The sequence below is a fragment of the Mesorhizobium sp. M0410 genome (genome assembly GCF_040321435.1).
Lineage (GTDB): Bacteria > Pseudomonadota > Alphaproteobacteria > Rhizobiales > Rhizobiaceae > Mesorhizobium.
The window spans coordinates 247,352-263,618 of sequence record NZ_JAMYRN010000006.1; the positions used below are offsets into that span (position 1 = coordinate 247,352).

The 16,267-nt window shown below is 63.5% G+C and carries 13 protein-coding genes; 6 read left to right on the top strand and 7 right to left on the bottom strand.

Annotated elements, in window-relative coordinates; genetic code table 11:
- The first annotated feature begins 7 nt into the window (after nucleotides 1-7).
- Genes NKI63_RS11080 through NKI63_RS11095 form a run of 4 tightly spaced genes read left to right on the top strand, consistent with a single transcriptional unit; the run spans nucleotide 8 to nucleotide 7,009 of the window.
- Nucleotides 8-2,461 carry a GcvT family protein gene (locus tag NKI63_RS11080; RefSeq protein WP_352821454.1) on the top strand — a complete coding sequence of 818 codons (2,454 nt, stop codon included), beginning with the start codon at nucleotides 8-10 and terminating at the stop codon, nucleotides 2,459-2,461.
- Entirely contained in the window at nucleotides 2,458-3,357 is a 900-nt protein-coding gene (locus tag NKI63_RS11085) for a homocysteine S-methyltransferase family protein (protein ID WP_352821457.1), read from the top strand. Before NKI63_RS11080 ends, NKI63_RS11085 begins: the two co-directional genes overlap by 4 nt.
- A complete protein-coding gene (locus NKI63_RS11090; RefSeq protein ID WP_352505730.1) occupies nucleotides 3,357-4,538 on the top strand; it encodes a pyridoxal phosphate-dependent aminotransferase in 1,182 nt (393 codons plus the stop codon). Before NKI63_RS11085 ends, NKI63_RS11090 begins: the two co-directional genes overlap by 1 nt.
- The gene (locus NKI63_RS11095; protein ID WP_352505729.1) at nucleotides 4,535-7,009 is read left to right on the top strand and encodes a GcvT family protein; all 2,475 of its coding nucleotides are present in this window, start codon (nucleotides 4,535-4,537) and stop codon (nucleotides 7,007-7,009) included. The genes NKI63_RS11090 and NKI63_RS11095 overlap by 4 nt, the downstream gene beginning before the upstream one ends.
- A gap of 6 nt (nucleotides 7,010-7,015) precedes the next feature.
- On the opposite strand, the gene NKI63_RS11100 is transcribed toward NKI63_RS11095, so the two are convergent.
- From NKI63_RS11100 to NKI63_RS11125, 6 genes are all read right to left on the bottom strand, one after another.
- The gene (locus NKI63_RS11100) at nucleotides 7,016-7,597 is read right to left on the bottom strand and encodes an NAD(P)H-dependent oxidoreductase (RefSeq protein WP_352738707.1); all 582 of its coding nucleotides are present in this window, start codon (nucleotides 7,595-7,597) and stop codon (nucleotides 7,016-7,018) included.
- A complete protein-coding gene (locus NKI63_RS11105) occupies nucleotides 7,594-8,994 on the bottom strand; it encodes an FAD-binding oxidoreductase (protein ID WP_502896041.1) in 1,401 nt (466 codons plus the stop codon). The genes NKI63_RS11100 and NKI63_RS11105 overlap by 4 nt, the downstream gene beginning before the upstream one ends.
- Entirely contained in the window at nucleotides 8,991-10,292 is a 1,302-nt protein-coding gene (locus NKI63_RS11110; protein WP_352505728.1) for a cytosine deaminase, read from the bottom strand. The genes NKI63_RS11105 and NKI63_RS11110 overlap by 4 nt, the downstream gene beginning before the upstream one ends.
- A 178-nt stretch (nucleotides 10,293-10,470) precedes the next feature.
- The gene (locus tag NKI63_RS11115) at nucleotides 10,471-11,322 is read right to left on the bottom strand and encodes an ABC transporter permease (RefSeq protein ID WP_352505727.1); all 852 of its coding nucleotides are present in this window, start codon (nucleotides 11,320-11,322) and stop codon (nucleotides 10,471-10,473) included.
- On the bottom strand, nucleotides 11,309-12,151 hold the full coding sequence (locus NKI63_RS11120) for an ABC transporter ATP-binding protein (RefSeq protein WP_352505726.1): 843 nt from the start codon (nucleotides 12,149-12,151) through the stop codon (nucleotides 11,309-11,311). The genes NKI63_RS11115 and NKI63_RS11120 overlap by 14 nt, the downstream gene beginning before the upstream one ends.
- A gap of 3 nt (nucleotides 12,152-12,154) precedes the next feature.
- Nucleotides 12,155-13,159: an ABC transporter substrate-binding protein gene (locus NKI63_RS11125; protein WP_352505725.1), complete on the bottom strand. Its 1,005-nt coding sequence runs from the start codon at nucleotides 13,157-13,159 to the stop codon at nucleotides 12,155-12,157.
- A gap of 381 nt (nucleotides 13,160-13,540) precedes the next feature.
- Between NKI63_RS11125 and NKI63_RS11130 the strand changes: the two genes are divergently transcribed.
- Both NKI63_RS11130 and NKI63_RS11135 read left to right on the top strand, forming a co-directional pair.
- Nucleotides 13,541-13,924, top strand: coding sequence for a RidA family protein (locus NKI63_RS11130; RefSeq protein WP_352505724.1), 384 nt, complete (start codon nucleotides 13,541-13,543; stop codon nucleotides 13,922-13,924).
- 222 nt (nucleotides 13,925-14,146) lie between these two features.
- The gene (locus NKI63_RS11135; RefSeq protein ID WP_352505723.1) at nucleotides 14,147-14,950 is read left to right on the top strand and encodes a creatininase family protein; all 804 of its coding nucleotides are present in this window, start codon (nucleotides 14,147-14,149) and stop codon (nucleotides 14,948-14,950) included.
- 64 nt (nucleotides 14,951-15,014) lie between these two features.
- On the opposite strand, the gene NKI63_RS11140 is transcribed toward NKI63_RS11135, so the two are convergent.
- A complete protein-coding gene (locus NKI63_RS11140) occupies nucleotides 15,015-16,226 on the bottom strand; it encodes a serine hydrolase domain-containing protein (protein WP_352777492.1) in 1,212 nt (403 codons plus the stop codon).
- Nucleotides 16,227-16,267 lie beyond the last annotated feature (41 nt).

Below are 16,267 nucleotides of genomic sequence, written 5' to 3' on the forward strand. Positions count from 1 at the left end.
GAAGAACATGGCCGGTTTGCCGACCACGGCACGCGTTGTGATCATCGGAGGCGGTGTCGTCGGCGCCTCCTCGCTCTATCATCTCGCCAAAGCGGGCTGGATCGACTGCGTGCTTCTGGAGAAGAACGAGCTGACTTCCGGCTCGACCTGGCATGCCGCCGGCAACGTGCCGACTTTCTCCTCGTCATGGTCGCTGATGAACATGCAGCGATATTCGACCGAACTCTATCGCCGGCTGGGCGACGAGGTCGGCTATCCAATGAACTACCACGTCACCGGCTCGCTCAGGCTAGCCCATAGCGCGGAGCGCATGCAGGAATTCCAGCGCGCCAAGGGCATGGGCCGCTACCAGGGCATGGACATCGATGTCGTCGGGCTCGACGAGATCAAGCGTCGTTACCCCTTCATCGAGACGCATGAGCTGAAAGGCGCGCTCTACGATCCGAATGACGGCGACATCGACCCGGCGCAATTGACCCAGGCGCTGGCTAAAGGTGCCCGCGACATGGGCGCGAAGATCATCCGCTTCTGCCCGGTCACCGGCGTGCGCCGAGAAAACGACGAGTGGGTGGTCGAGACGGCGCAAGGCGAGATCCGCTGCGAGATCGTCGTCAACGCCGCCGGATACCGCGCCGCCGAGATCGGCAGGATGTTCGGCCGCGAGGTGCCGATGATGGTGATGAGCCATCAATATATCCTGTTCGAGGAAATCCCCGAACTGGCGGCGTGGTCGAAGGAACAGGGCAAGAAGCTGCCGCTGCTGCGCGACGTCGATACGTCCTATTATCTGCGCCAGGAAAAGAACGGCATGAATCTCGGCCCTTATGAGCGCAATTGCCGCGCCCACTGGGTCGGCCACAACGACCCGATGCCCGACGACTTTTCGTTCCAGCTGTTTCCCGACGATCTCGATCGGCTGGAAGATTACCTGGCCGATGCTGTCGCCCGCGTGCCGATCCTCGGCACCGCCGGCCTATCCAAGGTCATCAACGGGCCGATCCCCTACGCGCCGGACGGCAACCCGCTGATCGGGCCGATGCCCGGCGTGCCCAACGCCTTCGAGGCCTGCGTCTTCACCTTCGGCATCGCCCAGGGCGGCGGCGCCGGCAAGGTGCTGGCCGAATGGGTGACCGAGGGCCAGACCGAATGGGATATGTGGTCCTGCGATCCGCGCCGTTTCACCGCCTTCGCCTCGGCTCCGGATTATTGTGTTGCCAAGGGCATGGAAATCTACGGCAACGAATACGCCATCCAGTTCCCGCGCCATGCCTGGCCGGCCGGACGCGACCGCAAGCTGTCGCCGCTCCACGGCCGCATCAAGGCACTCGGCGCCCAGTTCGATGCCTATAATGGCTGGGAGCGCGCCACCTGGTATGCTCAGCCCGGCGACGACGTCTCCGAAGAAGCCACGCTGACTTTCCGTCGCGACGGGCCGTGGCAGCATCGTGTGCGCCAAGAATGCCTCGCCGTCCGCGATGCCGCCGGCATTCTGGACCTGCCGGGCTTTTCCCGTTTCAATCTCGATGGTCCAGGTGCGGCCGAATGGCTCAGCCTCCAGGTCACAGGCCTGGTGCCGAAACCCGGCCGCATCGGCCTCGTCTATTTTGCCGACGACAAGGGCCGCATCGTCACCGAGATGTCGGTGGTCCGCCACGACGAGAACCTGATGACGCTGATCACCGCCGCTGTGGCTCAGTGGCATGATCTCGAATGGCTGAAGTCGCGCATCCCGAAGGACGCCACATTCAAGCTGATCGACAGGACGGAGGAATACTCTACCCAGATCCTCGCCGGCCCCAACTCGCGAAAAATCCTGGCCGAACTCTGCGCGGCCGACCTCACCCTGCCCTGGCTGACGCATCAGGAGACCAGTATCGCCGGACGTTGGGCAAAGCTGGTGCGCGTGTCCTTCGCGGGCGAGCTCGGCTGGGAAATCCACAGCAAGATCGATGATACTGCAGCGATCTTCGACACCGTCTGGGCAGCTGGCCAGAAGCACGGCCTGAAACCGTTCGGCATGTACGCGCTGGATTCGCTGCGGCTCGAAAAAGGTTACCGCACCTGGAAGGGCGACCTGTCGACCGCCTATTCGATCCTGCAGGGCGGGCTGGAGCGCTTCGTCAGATGGGACAAGCCTGACTTCCGCGGCAAGGCAGCACTGCAGAACGAGAAGCAGCAGGGCGTCAAGAAACGCTTCGTCACGCTTGTCGTCGAAAACCCCGGCGACTGCGATGCGCCTTATATGTCGACGCTGTGGCATGACGGCCGGATCGTCGGCGAGACGACATCCGGCGGCTGGGGTCATCGCATCGACAAGTCGATCGCGCTCGGCATGCTGCGCTCCGACCTGACCGAGCCGGGAACGGCAGTTGAGGTCGAGATCTTCGGCGAACGTTTTCGGGCGGTCGTGCAGGAGGATGAGCCGTTATGGGATCCAAAGAACGAGAGGCTCAGAGCATGAAGAAAGTGATCCTCACCGATGGCGGCATGGGCCAAGAGCTGGTCCGCCGCAGCAGCTCCGAGCCGACGCCGCTGTGGTCGGCCAGGGTGCTCATCGACGAACCGGATCTGGTGCGCGACCTGCATGCCGAATTTATCCGCGCCGGCGCCCGCGTCATAACCATCAACACTTATTCCGCAACGCCGGAGCGGCTGGCGCGCGAAGGCGCGGAAGAGCTGTTCAAGCCGCTGCAGAAGCGCGGCATCGAACTGGCAAGGCAAGCGCGCGACCAGGCCGGCGACGCGGCGATCGCCGGCTGCCTGTCGCCGCTGTTCGGCAGCTATGCGCCAGCGCTGACGATATCCTTCCAGGATACGCTCGACGTCTATCGCCGTATCGTTGCCGAGCAGGCGGACGGCGTCGATCTGTTTCTGTGCGAAACCATGGCGTCGGCCGAAGAGGCGCGCGCCGCCGTCACCGCGGCATCGGAAAGCGGCAAGCCCGTATGGGTGTCGTGGACGCTCGCCGACCACGGCGCGCCGCGCCTGCGCAGCGGCGAAGCCATTGCGGCGGCGGCAAGCGCTCTCGACGGCCTGCCCGTCGCGGCCCGGCTGATCAATTGCTGCCGGCCCGAGGCGATCGCTGCAGCGCTCCCCGAACTGATCGCCCTCGGCGGGCCGGTCGGCGCCTATGCCAACGGCTTCACCTCGGTCGAGGCACTCAAGCATGGCGGCACCGTGGAAGTGCTGCACGCCCGCCACGACCTCGATCCGGATGCCTATGCCGGCCAGGCGATCGGCTGGGTCGAGGCTGGCGCCGGCATCGTCGGCGGCTGCTGCGAAGTCGGACCGGCCCACATCGCCGCGCTGCGCGACCGGCTCGAACAAGCCGGCTACGAAATTTCGGGAGTAGCATAATGCCTAGGCCATCATCGCGCATTTCCGGCATCGTGCCCTCGGGCAAGGATGGCTGGGAGGTCCATTCCGCTGCCTGGGCGCGCAAGCAGGCTGGCGAGGACATCATCATGCTGTCGGTCGGCGACCATGATTTTGACACGCCGGGCGAGACGATCGAAGCCTGCGTGACGGCCGTCCGCGCCAGCAATCACCACTACACGCCGCTTGCCGGCGTTCCACGCCTGCGCAAGGCGATGGCGGCGGCGTCGACGCGGTGCACCGGGGTTGCGACCAGCCCCGACCAGGTCATCGCCACGCCGGGCGGGCAGGCCGCGCTTTACGCGGCCATTCAAGCGGTTCTCGACCAGGGCGACCATGCCATTGTCGTTGCGCCCTATTACGCCACCTATCCGAATACCTTCAGTGCGGCGGGCGCCGAGTTCAGCGTCGTCGAGACCCCCGCCGAAGACAGCTTTCAGCCGCGCGCCGCCGACATCCGCGCCGCCCTTCGGCCGAACACCCGCGCCATCCTGATCAACACGCCGAACAATCCCACGGGCGCCGTCTATTCGCGCGAGCGCCTGGAAGAGCTGGCGCAGATCTGCCGCGAGCATGACCTCTGGCTCCTGTCGGACGAGGTCTACTGGACGCTGGGCCGCGGCGAGCACGTCTCACCACGCTCACTGCCTGGCATGACGGAACGCACGCTAGTCATCAATTCGATGTCCAAGAGCCACGGCATGACCGGCTGGCGCATGGGCTGGCTGACCGGGCCCGAGGAGATGATCTCGCTGCTGACCGACCTCAATCTGGTGATGACCTACGGCCTGCCGGCCTTCATCAGCCTCGCCTGCGCCGAGGCGCTCGAAAACGGCTACGGCGTCGAGGAGATCGCCGAGCGCTATGCCGCGAGGCGCGCCGTCGTTCTCGATGCCATGCGCGGTATGAACAACGTCACCGTGCGCGGCTCCGAAGGCGGCATGTATGTGATGCTCGACATATCGGCGATCGAGCCGGACGACGAAAAATTCGCCTGGGCTTTCCTCGACCAGGAGAAGGTCGGCGTTATGCCCGGCTCGAGCTTCGGCGCGGCCGCAGCAGGCCACATCCGCTTCAGCCTCTGCCAGCCTGAGCCGGTGCTGATGGAGGCTGCCACACGCCTGCGCCGCTTCGCATCCAGCTATCGCCGCGAGGCCGCATGAGCGCCCCGCCCACCAAAGCCATTCCGACTAAGGCCATTCCTCCCAAAGCAAGGGCGGTCATCATCGGCGGCGGCGTCTCCGGTTGTTCGGTCGCCTATCATCTGGCCAAACTCGGCTGGACCGATATCGTGCTGCTCGAGCGCAAGCAGCTGACGTCAGGCACAACATGGCACGCTGCCGGCCTGATCGGCCAATTGCGCGGCTCGCAGAACATGACGCGGCTGGCGAAATATTCGGCCGACCTCTACGTCAAGCTCGAGGCCGAGACCGATGTCGGCACCGGCATGCGCCAGGTCGGCTCGATCACCGTGGCGCTGACCGAGGAGCGCAAGCACGAGATCTATCGGCAGGCGTCTCTCGCCCGCGCCTTCGATGTCGACGTGCGCGAGATTTCGCCACGTGAAGTCAAGCAGATGTACCCGCATCTCAATGTATCCGATGTGGTCGGCGCCGTGCATCTGCCGCTCGACGGCCAGTGCGACCCCGCCAACATCGCCATGGCCTTGGCCAAGGGCGCGCGCCAGCGTGGTGCGACGATCGTCGAGAATGTGAAGGTGACCAAGGTCCATACCAGGGCCGGCCGCGTCACCGGAGTGTCTTGGGCGCAGGGCGACGAGCAAGGCACGATCGATACCGACATCGTCGTCAACTGCGCCGGCATGTGGGCACGCGAGCTTGGCGCCCAGAATGGCGTCACCATCCCGTTGCACGCCTGCGAACATTTCTATCTCGTCACCGAACCGATCGCCGGGCTTTCCCGCCTGCCGGTGCTGCGCGTCCCGGACGAGTGCGCCTACTACAAGGAAGATGCCGGCAAGATGATGCTCGGCGCTTTCGAACCGGTAGCCAAGCCGTGGGGCATGAACGGCATAAGCGAGGATTTCTGCTTCGACCAGTTGCCCGCGGACATGGATCACTTCGAGCCGATCCTCGAAATGGGCGTCAACCGCATGCCGATGCTGGGCACCGCCGGCATCCACACCTTCTTCAACGGCCCCGAAAGCTTCACGCCCGACGATCGCTACTATCTCGGCGAGGCGCCGGAGCTTTCCGGCTACTGGATGGCGACCGGCTACAATTCGATCGGCATCGTCTCCTCCGGTGGCGCCGGCATGGCGCTGGCGCAATGGATCAATGACGGCGAGGCGCCTTTCGATCTCTGGGAGGTCGACATCCGCCGCGCTCAGCCGTTCCAGAAGAACCGCCGTTATCTCAAGGAGCGCGTTTCCGAAACGCTCGGCCTGCTCTACGCCGATCATTTCCCCTACCGGCAGATGGCGACTTCGCGGAACATAAGGCGCTCGCCGCTGCATGAGCATCTGAAGGCGCGCGGTGCGGTGTTCGGCGAGGTCGCCGGCTGGGAGCGCGCCAACTGGTTCGCCAGGCCCGGCCAGGAGCGCGAATACCGCTATTCCTGGAAACGGCAGAACTGGTTCGACAACCAGCGTGAGGAGCATCTGGCGGTCAGGAACGGCGTCGGCCTGTTCGACATGACCTCGTTCGGCAAGATCCGCGTCGAAGGCCGCGACGCCTGCGCCTTCCTGCAAAGGCTCTGCGCCAACGACATGGATGTGGCGCCGGGCAAGATCGTCTATACCCAGATGCTCAACCAGCGCGGTGGCATCGAGAGCGACCTCACCGTCTCGCGGCTGTCTGAAACAGCCTTCTTCCTCGTCGTGCCCGGTGCGACGCTGCAGCGCGATTTAGCCTGGCTGCGAAAACACCTTGCCGACGAGTTCGTCGTCATCACCGATGTGACCGCTGCCGAAGCCGTGCTCTGCCTGATGGGCCCGGATGCGAGAAAGCTGATTCAAAGGGTGAGCCCCAACGATTTTTCAAACGAAAACAACCCGTTCGGGACGTTTCAGGAGATCGAAATCGGCATGGGGCTGGCCCGCGCCCACCGCGTCACCTATGTCGGCGAGCTCGGCTGGGAGCTTTATGTCTCGACCGATCAGGCCGCCCACGTCTTCGAGGCTATAGAAGAAGCCGGCGCCGACGTCGGCCTGAAGCTATGCGGCCTGCACACACTGGATTCCTGCCGCATCGAAAAGGCCTTCAGGCATTTCGGCCACGACATCACCGACGAAGACAATGTGCTGGAGGCCGGCCTTGGCTTTGCCGTGAAGACGGCCAAGGGAGACTTCCTCGGCCGCGATGCGGTGCTGAAGAAGAAAGAAACCGGCCTATCACGTCGGCTGGTGCAGTTCCGCCTGAACGACACCGAGCCGCTGCTCTTCCACAACGAGGCGATCCTGCGCGACGGCAGGATCGTCGGTCCGATCACCTCGGGCAATTACGGCCATCATCTCGGCGGCGCTATCGGGCTTGGTTACGTGCCTTGCAAGGGCGAGAGCGAGGCGGATGTCCTGTCGTCGTCCTACGAGATCGAGATCGCCGGCGAGCGCTTTGCGGCGGAGGCGTCGCTTAAGCCGATGTACGATCCGAAGGCGGCACGGGTGCGGATGTAGCGCACCTCAGAGCGCGTCCATCCTGGCCGCGACCTTCGCCACGAACCTGGTCCGACTGCCCTCGGTCGACTGGTTCATCGAGTAATGCGCAAGGTAGGAAACCGACCCGCCGGGCTGGATCGTCGCGCGCAGCACCCGATTGACCAGCTTGCGCGGCGGGTCACCCATCAGCATGGCTCGGAACCGGCTGCCGCCATAGGTTGTGACGGCGACCACCTTGCGAATATTGTGCAGTGACGGCTGCACCTTGCCGGCGACCAGCTTGAACGACACACCGGGCAGGAAGACGCGATCGAAAAAGCCTTTCAGAATGGCCGGATAGCCGAAGTTCCACACCGGAAACGACAGCACCAGCGCCTCGGCCCGCAGCAAGCGCTCGACATAAGGCGACGCCGGATCGCCGTCGCTGCGTTCGTCGTGATAGGACATCCGTTCGGCGCGCGTCAGCCTGGGATCGAAATTCTCGGCATAGAGGTCACAGTCGTCTACCACATGGCCGGCCGCCTTCAGGCGCTCGACGATGGTCCGGTGCAGGCCGGCATTGAAGCTGGTCTCCACCGGATGAGCGTAGAGGACGAGGATGTTCAACCCGCGTTCTCCAGCCCCTTGAACAGAAACGACTTGCCCGAGCGATAATCATAGTCCGGATTTTCCCAGGCGATCATCTTGCCCGGATTGAGCAGCCCTTGCGGGTCGGTTTCGCGCTTGAAGGCGAGCTGCACCTCGTCGGTGCGCTTCATGCCGCCTTCTTCCAGCGTGTAGCGGTGCGGGTTGAAGATCCAGCAGCCATTGTCCTCGTGGATGCGGATGATCTCGTCGAGCCGCTCCGCCGTGGTGAAACGCACCAGCGGCAGCCCTGCGATGCCGATGGCGCCGTCGAAGCGGATGAATTCGAGATGCGCCGGCACCTCGTCGCCGAAGCGATCGACCATCGCCTTGACGTGGCCGAGGTGGTCCGGCGAAGGGTAGCGGGTCTGCAGGTAGGTGATCGTCGGATCGACCCGGATGGCACGCAGCGTCGTGTGGTTCCAGGTCAGCTCATAGGCCGGCGGCAACCCTTTGAGATCGGCCTCCTTGTCGGCCCGGAAGACAATCTCGCCCTTGCTGCGCGCCGTGAAGGCAAGGAAGGCATCCATCGCATGCGGTGCGATCATCAGGACGACGATGCTTTGGCCGCGCCGGAAAAACCGCTGGTGGCGCTTGAAATAATCGTAGGGGATCGGTGCTGCGATCGGCGTGATCAGTTTCGCCAGTATGCCGTCCTGGATGGCGAGGTCGTTGCCGAACCCGGCCGCATCCATGAAATCGTCGAAGCCGACGATGACGTCGATCCAGTCATAGCTGGCGGTCAGCGGCATCTCGACTTCGGTGATGATGCCGTTGGTGCCGTAGGCATGCATCACCTTCAGCACGTCCTCGCCGGTGAGCTCCATGACACGCGGCTCAGCCTCCATCGTCACGGTCCTCAGCCGGATGACATTGCCGAGGTCGCGCAGTCCGCCCCAGCGGATCGAGCCGATACCGCCGGAGCCGCCGGCGACGAAGCCGCCGATCGACGCCGTGTTGTAGGTCGACGGCGACATGCGGAGCTCCTGGCCGGAATGCGCCCGCGTCGCTCTGTCCATGTCGGCGAGCACGGCGCCGGGGTCGGTGACGACACGGCCGGGGGCGATCGTCTTGACCGCGTTCATCTCGGCGAGATTGAGCACGACGCCGCCGGACAAGGGCATCGCTTGGCCGTAGTTCCCAGTGCCGCTGCCGCGCGGCGTCACCGGCACGCCATGCCGGTGACAGGCGGCGAGAATGCGGACGACCTCGTCTTCGGTTTTCGGCGTCACGATCAGGTCGCCGGTGACGTGATCGAGCTGCTGCTTCAGCACCGGGCTGTACCAGTAGAAGTCGCGGCTCTTCTGCTGGACGATCGCCGGATGGTCGTCGATCTTCAAACCGTACAGGTCGCGCTTGAGCGCCGCAATATCCATCATTCCACCATCAGATCATCGAGTTCGGCATAATCGGGCAACTGACGCTCGATCGCCAGGCCGTCGCGTACAACGATGCGATCCGATTCGGGCCGTGACAGCAATTCCGTCCAGCTCCGCCCCTTGAAGACGACGAAATCGGCCGGCGCTCCGGCGGCAAGCGTGCCGAAACCGTCGAGCCGCATCACCTTGGCCGGCGTCGAAGTCACCGCTTGCGGCCAGTCGGCGACGGGATGGTCGAGATGCAGGATGCGCGTCGCCATCCGGTAAACCTCAAGCATGTCGAGATCGCCATAGGCGTAGAACGGGTCGCGCGTATTGTCGGAAGCGACGGCCACGGCAATGCCGCGCGCCTTCATCTCGTGCAGCAACGTCACCCCGCGCCAGCGCGGCGTGGTGTTGTCGCCGCGCCGGTCCTGCAGATAGAGATTGCACATCGGCAGCGACACCACCGCCAGGCCGGCCTTGGCGACCTTGTCTAGCGTGTCGAGCACGTCAAGATCGGGCTGGCGCGCCAGCGAGCAGCAATGGCCGACCAGGATGTTCCCCTCGAAACCGTTCCAAAGGGCGGCTTCGGCGATTTTCTTCAGCGAGATCGCCGCGATATCGTCGGTCTCGTCCGCATGGAAATCGAGATCGAGGCCGTGCTCGATCGCCTGCGCAAATACCTGGTCAAGTAGTTCTTCGAGATCCGGCACCATATAGGTGACGACGCCGAGCACGCCGTTGGCCGCAGCCACTCGCTTGGCCAGCCTCTCGAACCATTTCCTGTCGCGCACGCCCTCGATGCCGAGCAGGCAGGCCGCCTGCAGCTCGATGCGGCCGCGCCATTTATCCCGCATCGTCTCGAACACCGGCCAGGAGATCTCTTCCTGCGGCGCAACGCTGTCGAGATGCGTGCGCAGCGCCCTGGTACCATGCGCATAGGCCGAGCGCAGCGAAAAATCCATGCGGCGGGCAACGTCGTCGGCGCTCCAGCGCGCCGCCCGGTCGGCGCCCGTTGCGTTCAGCGCGCCCATGAAGGTGCCGTCCGGGTTGGGCGTTCGAGGCCAAATATGGCCCTTGTCGATATGGGTGTGGCAGTCGACGAAGCAGGGCAAGACGATCCGGCCGCCGAGGTCGATGGCGCCTGCCGGTGCATTGGATCGCTGATGTGCTGCAATGCTGGAGATTTTTCCGTTGGCGACGGCGATATCCGTAAGCGCAAAGCCGTCGGCATCGAATGCTGCGGCCAGTCCTGGCGTCAGCGACTGATGAACACGAACGTTTGCAAGATGATAAGGACCAGAGGCTGGTATCAAGCCGCACTCCCCTCTGTCCTGCCGGACATCTCCCCCTCAAGGGGGGAGATCGGCAGCTTCAACCGGGGCACGCGCCTTGCCACGTCAGTAATTGGCGAAATCCGAAATGAGGTCCAATCTCCCCCCTTGAGGGGGAGATGTCCGGCAGGACAGAGGGGGGTAACGGCGCCGACCATGCCTACCGCTCCTGCCTCAGTGCGCTCTCGTGCCAGCGCCGCAAAATGAGATGCGATACAAGCGACAGAACCAGGAAGATCAGGATGCCGGTGAGCGAGATCAGGATCAGCGCGGCGAACAGCCTTGGTGCGTTGAGCCGGTAGCCGGCCTCGATGATGCGCGAGGCGAGGCCAGACGACTGGCCGGTGGCGCCGGCGACGAACTCGGCCACCACCGCGCCGATCAGCGACAGCCCGCCGGCGATCTTCAGCCCGCCGAGGAAATAAGGCATCGCCGCCGGCAGCCGCAGATAGCGCAATTGCTGCCAGCGGGTCGCACCGTTGAGCTTGAACATGTCGCGCAGATTGCGGTCGACCGAATTGAGGCCGAGCGTGGTGTTGGAAAGGATTGGGAAGAAGGCGACGATCCAGGCGCAAAGCAAAAGCTTTGTCGTCTGGTTGTCGACATAGATGTTGATCAGCGGAAAGATCGCGACGATCGGCGTCACCTGCAGCACGATGGCGAACGGAAAGAACGACATCTCCACCCATTTCGACTGAGCGAACAGCACCGCCAGCCCGACGCCGCCGATGACGGCGAGAAGCAGGCTCAAGAAGGTGATCCTGAGTGTCACCAGCAGCGAGGAGAACAGCAGCCCGGCATCGTCATGCAACGTCTGCAGCACCACGCCGGGACGCGGCAGGATGTATTTCGGGACGTCGTTCCAGACGCAGACACGGTCCCACAGCCAGATCGCCAGGATCATGATGGCCAGCGGCAGCAGCCATCTGCCGATGCGCTCGAAGCGCTCCTGGCGGACGCGGCGCGCCTCCTCCGGGTCGAGCGCCAGGACTGGTTCTTCAATGGCCGTCATGATGCGGTCCGGCAGTTGAGTTGATGGCGCCGATCAGCACGTCGGATGCCTGGCGGCAGAGCGCGGCATAGTCGGGCGAGGTGCGAAACGCCTCGTCGCGCGGATAGGGCGCGTCGACGGCAAGCTCCGCGAACACTCGGCCCGGCCGCGCCGCCATGACGACGACGCGGTTGGAGAGGAAAACGCTTTCGAAGACGCTGTGGGTGACGAAAACGACGGTGAAATGCTCATCCTGCCATAGCTCCAGAAGGTCATTGTTGAGCTTGAAGCGGGTGATCTCGTCGAGTGCCGCGAACGGCTCGTCCATCAACAGAATCCGCGGCTTGGTCACCATGGCGCGGGCGATCGAGACGCGCATCTTCATGCCGCCCGACAGTTCGCGCGGCACCGCCTTCTCGAAGCCGGTCAGGTGAACCCGTGCCAGCATCTCCATCACCGTCGGTGCCGCCTTGGCCCGCGACACGCCCTTCAGCCGCAGCGGCAGCCAGACATTGTCGAAGACGTCGGCCCAGGGCAGCAGCGTCGGCTCCTGGAAGACGAAGCCGATATTCGAACGGTCGCCGATATTCGAACGATCGCGGGCGCCGCTGCCGCGCCAGTCGAGCAGGCCCGAGGTCGGCGTCGACAGGCCGGCAATCAGCCGCAGCGCCGTCGATTTGCCGCAGCCGGACGGGCCGAGCAGGCTGAGGAAGTCGCCTTCCCGGATCGTCAGCTCGACATTGCTGAGCGCGGTGACGCCGTTGGAAAAAACCTTGCCGACGCCACGCAGCGCCAACAGCGTCGGCCCCGGTACACTTCCTGGCTGTTGCGCCACTTTCTCCAGCTTCACGGTCTACTTCTTCAGGTCGAGCCCGACGCCCTTGTTGACGAAGGAAAGCGTGTAGGCCTTCTTGATGTCGATGCCCGCCGGCGCGACCTTCGCCTTGACCATCTTGTCGTAAAAACTCTGGATGCGCGCGTCGGTCATGGCGCCGATGCCGAGCTTTTCGCTGTCGCCGGAATCGACCACGCCGAACTTCTTCAACTGCTCGATCGAGAAGGCGATCTGCTCATCCGTCATGTCCGGATTTTCCTTCTTGATCATTTCGTTGGCGGCCTTGTTGTCGCCGTAGAGATAATTGTACCAGCCCTTGGCCGAACCATCGACGAAGCACTGGACCACCTCGGGCCGCTTGTCGATCGTCTCCTGCATGGTCTCGACCGTCGTTGCATATGTGTCCCAGCCATAGTCGGCCAGCAGGAACTGGTTCGGCGTGAAACCGCCCTGCTTCTGAACGGCGAATGGCTCCGAGGTGACGTAACCCTGCTGGATCGACTTCTTGTTGGCGATGAACGGCGCAGGGTTGAAGGTGTATGGCACGCGCTTGGCGGCATCGAAGCCAAGGTCGGTGACCATCCACTGGAAGAAGGTCTGCGCACCTTCGTCGCCGAGGATGTACTGGTCGGCGTTCTTCAGGTCTTCCCATTTGTCCAGCTCCTGGCCGGGATGGGACATGATGACCTGCGGGTCCTTCTGGAAGTCGGCGGCCACGACGCGCATCGGTATGCCTTGCTGCACGGCATCGAAGGCCGACAGCAAATTGCCGCCCATGTAGAAATCGATCTTGCCGGCCAGCAGCAGCGGCCGGCCGCTGACCTGTGGGCCGCCCTGCATGATCGTCACGTCGATGCCGCAGGCCGCATAGGTGCCATCCGCCACCGCCTGGTAGTAACCGCCATGCTCCGGCTCGGCCAACCAATTGGTGCCGAAGGTGACTTTTTCGTTCGCTGCCGCAGCAAGCGTGCCTGCGCCAAGCAGCACGATCGCGCCGGCCGAAATCTTCAGTTTTCCGTACATCCACACCACCCTTTGTTCGCTCCGGCGCATTACGCGGCGGGCTCGACACCATTGTTTCAAGAAGCAAGACACATGCCACCGGCGCGTTGCGCCGGGACCGCCCGCTTGTGCAATGCCCGCCTGTGCAATGGCGGCGCGAAGGCCGGACGGGTCATGCTGTACGAAAGGCATCGTGCCTATTTTTTGATCGCCTGTCCACAATCGCCCTCGTGACATGCACCGCCATCTTGATGCCCGCATCGATCCCGCATTAGAGCGACGTGCGTCCACTTGGACGCACAAAGTACGCTCTAAAACTTCGTATCCTGTCGCATCGTGCTTTCCGAAAATCGATCTCGATTTTCGGGCCGATGCGATAGGCTGCCGTGAACGGAGATTGCCATGTTCAAATTTCTCACGCCGAAGTCGATCAAGCCGCCCTTCGCCCGCTACAGCCACGGCGTCGAGTTGCCACCCGGCAAGCGGCTGGTGCTGTGTTCGGGCCAAGTTGCGATCACAGCGGACGACCAGATCCCGGAAGACGCCGGCGCGCAGGCCGAGCTCTGTTTCCAGAATATATCGGCGATTCTCGGCGAGGCCGGGCTCAGCCTGTCCGACATCGTCCGCATCAACGCCTACGTCACCGACCGCGCCTTCCTGCGCCCCTATATGGAAGTTCGCGACCGGCTGTTCGCCAGCCCTGCGCCGGCTTCGACGCTGATGGTCGTTTCCGGTTTTGCCCGGCCGGAATTCAAGGTCGAGATCGAGGTCATCGCTGCGGGTTGAGCAGGCGCTGGCCAGCGGCTGGAATCGACAGGCCGATGATCTCAAGTTACACGACAAAGGTTGGCGCTGCCCCTCATCCGCCTGCCGGCACCTTCTCCCCGTGTAGTGACGGGGACAGGGCTAGCCGGAACGCTGGCGATCGCCCTCTCCCCCGTCCTTCACGGGGAGAGGCTAAGGGTGAGGGGCAGCGCAAACGCCCATTCAGTCTCTTCGAGGTTCAAAATGGCCGGAACAAAAAAGCGCGTATGGTGGGGTGACTACCGGACCACCGAATACGCGACCATCGATCCTGAGGCGACCATTGCCGTTCTGCCGCTGGCAGCGATCGAGCAGCACGGGCCGCATCTGCCGGTTTCGACCGACACCTCGATCATGAACGGTATGCTGGAAACGGTGATCGCCCGCCTGCCCGGCGATCTCGACATCCGCATCCTGCCGGTGCAGGCGGTAGGCAAGTCGAACGAGCACCTGCATGCGCCCGGCACCCTCACTTTGCCGGCGACGACCTTGGTCGAGGCATGGACCGAACTCGGCCTGTCGGTCGCGCGCGCCGGCGTCCGAAAACTGATTGTCGTCAACTCGCATGGCGGCAATGAAGAGATCATGGGCATCGTCACGCGCGAATTGCGTGTGCGGGCAAAGATGCTGGCGTTAAAGACCAGCTGGCAGCGCTTTGGCCGGCCGGCCGGTATGTACACCGATCTCGAAGACCGCCACGGCATTCATGGCGGCGACGTCGAGACCTCGCTGATGCTGCATTTCCGGTCCGACCTCGTCGATATGGCCAAGGCCGACAATTTCGTGTCCAAGGTTGCCCGCGCCGAAAAGGAATTTTCGCTGCTGCGCCACACCGGAACGCACGCCTTCGCCTGGATCGCCAGCGATCTCAACCCGAATGGCGTGGTCGGCGACGCCAGCATTGCCACCGCCGAAAAAGGCCGGCTCACCGCCGAGCATCAGGCCGACGGCTTCATCGGCTTGGTGAGGGACATGCGCAAGGCCAAGCTGGCGGATTGGCTGGCGTAGGTGTTTGATCCCACCAGCTCAGGCCTCGCTCACGAGGGGCGATTCCATTCGCGCGCGAGGATCCTCACTTCCCCTCTTGAAGCGGCGACACCGTGTAGATTTCGTCCAGTATCTTCACCATCAAGGTGTTGGCGGTCGCCTGGCCGTCGAGCGCGAGAGTCAGGTTGGTCCATATGACCAGGGTGACGTCATTGGCCGGATCGTAGCCCATGAAGGACTGGTAACCGGGCATCTCGCCTTCGTGATAGTAGATTACGTTAGGCCCGAAGGTCAGCGTTAGGATGCCATAGCCGTATTTTTGCATGGCGGGTTCGCCCGGCTCCGGCGCCACAGGGCTTGCAAGCCACTGCCGCTGGAAGTCGGCATTGAAGAGCTTGCCCCCGACCAGCGCGCGCATCCACGTCGCGAGGTCATCGGCGGTGGAGATGACTCCGCCAGCCGCAAAGTAGGCGGACGGGTTCTGCCATGTGTCGTCGTTGGGCTTGAGCGTTCCGGCCCTGGCCGCAGCCTGGAGGTCGTCCGGATAGGGCGCATCAGCCAGGGCGTACGACGTACTGCCGTAGAGGTAACCGTTTGAGTATGGTTCGGGGATGGCGTTCGACGTGCTCGGCGGCAACGCCGTGTTCTTCATGCCGAGCGGCCCGAACAAGCGGTCCCGGAAGATGGTCGAGAGCGGCTTGCCGTCGATCTTCTCGGCAACAAGGCCGAGCAGATAGTAGTTGGTGTTGTTGTACTCGAATTCGGCACCCGGCGCGAAGTCCGGCGGCCGTTTGAACGCCATACCGAGTACTTCATCGGCGGTCCATACCCTGTAAGGATACTTGTCCAGGCTTTCGGCAAGTTCCGGCGCATTTGTGAAGTTAGGGAGGCCGCTCCGCATTGTTATGAGCTGTCGAATGGTTATCTCGTCGCCGTTGAGAACGCGCTGGACGTATTTCGAGATCAGATCGGCGAAGCTCAGTTTCCGTTCCTGCACCAGTTGCACGATAACAGCGGCGGTCATCGTCTTGGTGTTCGAGGCCGCACGGAAGTGGGTATCGGCGCGCGGCGGGTTCGTGGCACCCAGTTCAGTCGTACCGTAGCCGAAGACGAGGTTGCCCCGCGGAGTCTTGAGCAAAACCATAGCACCGGGCAGCATAAGTTCCTTGGCCAAACGCTCGACAGTGGCTTGGAGCGCTGCCAGGTCGATCGACTTGAGAGCCGGCATGGAGGCGGCCATGGCGCTGCCTGTCGTGCAGACCACGCCAACAACGATTGCCAAAATTCTCCCGATCATCATTCGCTCCTTGGCTGTGTCCTAGAACTCCTGCGCTCTTT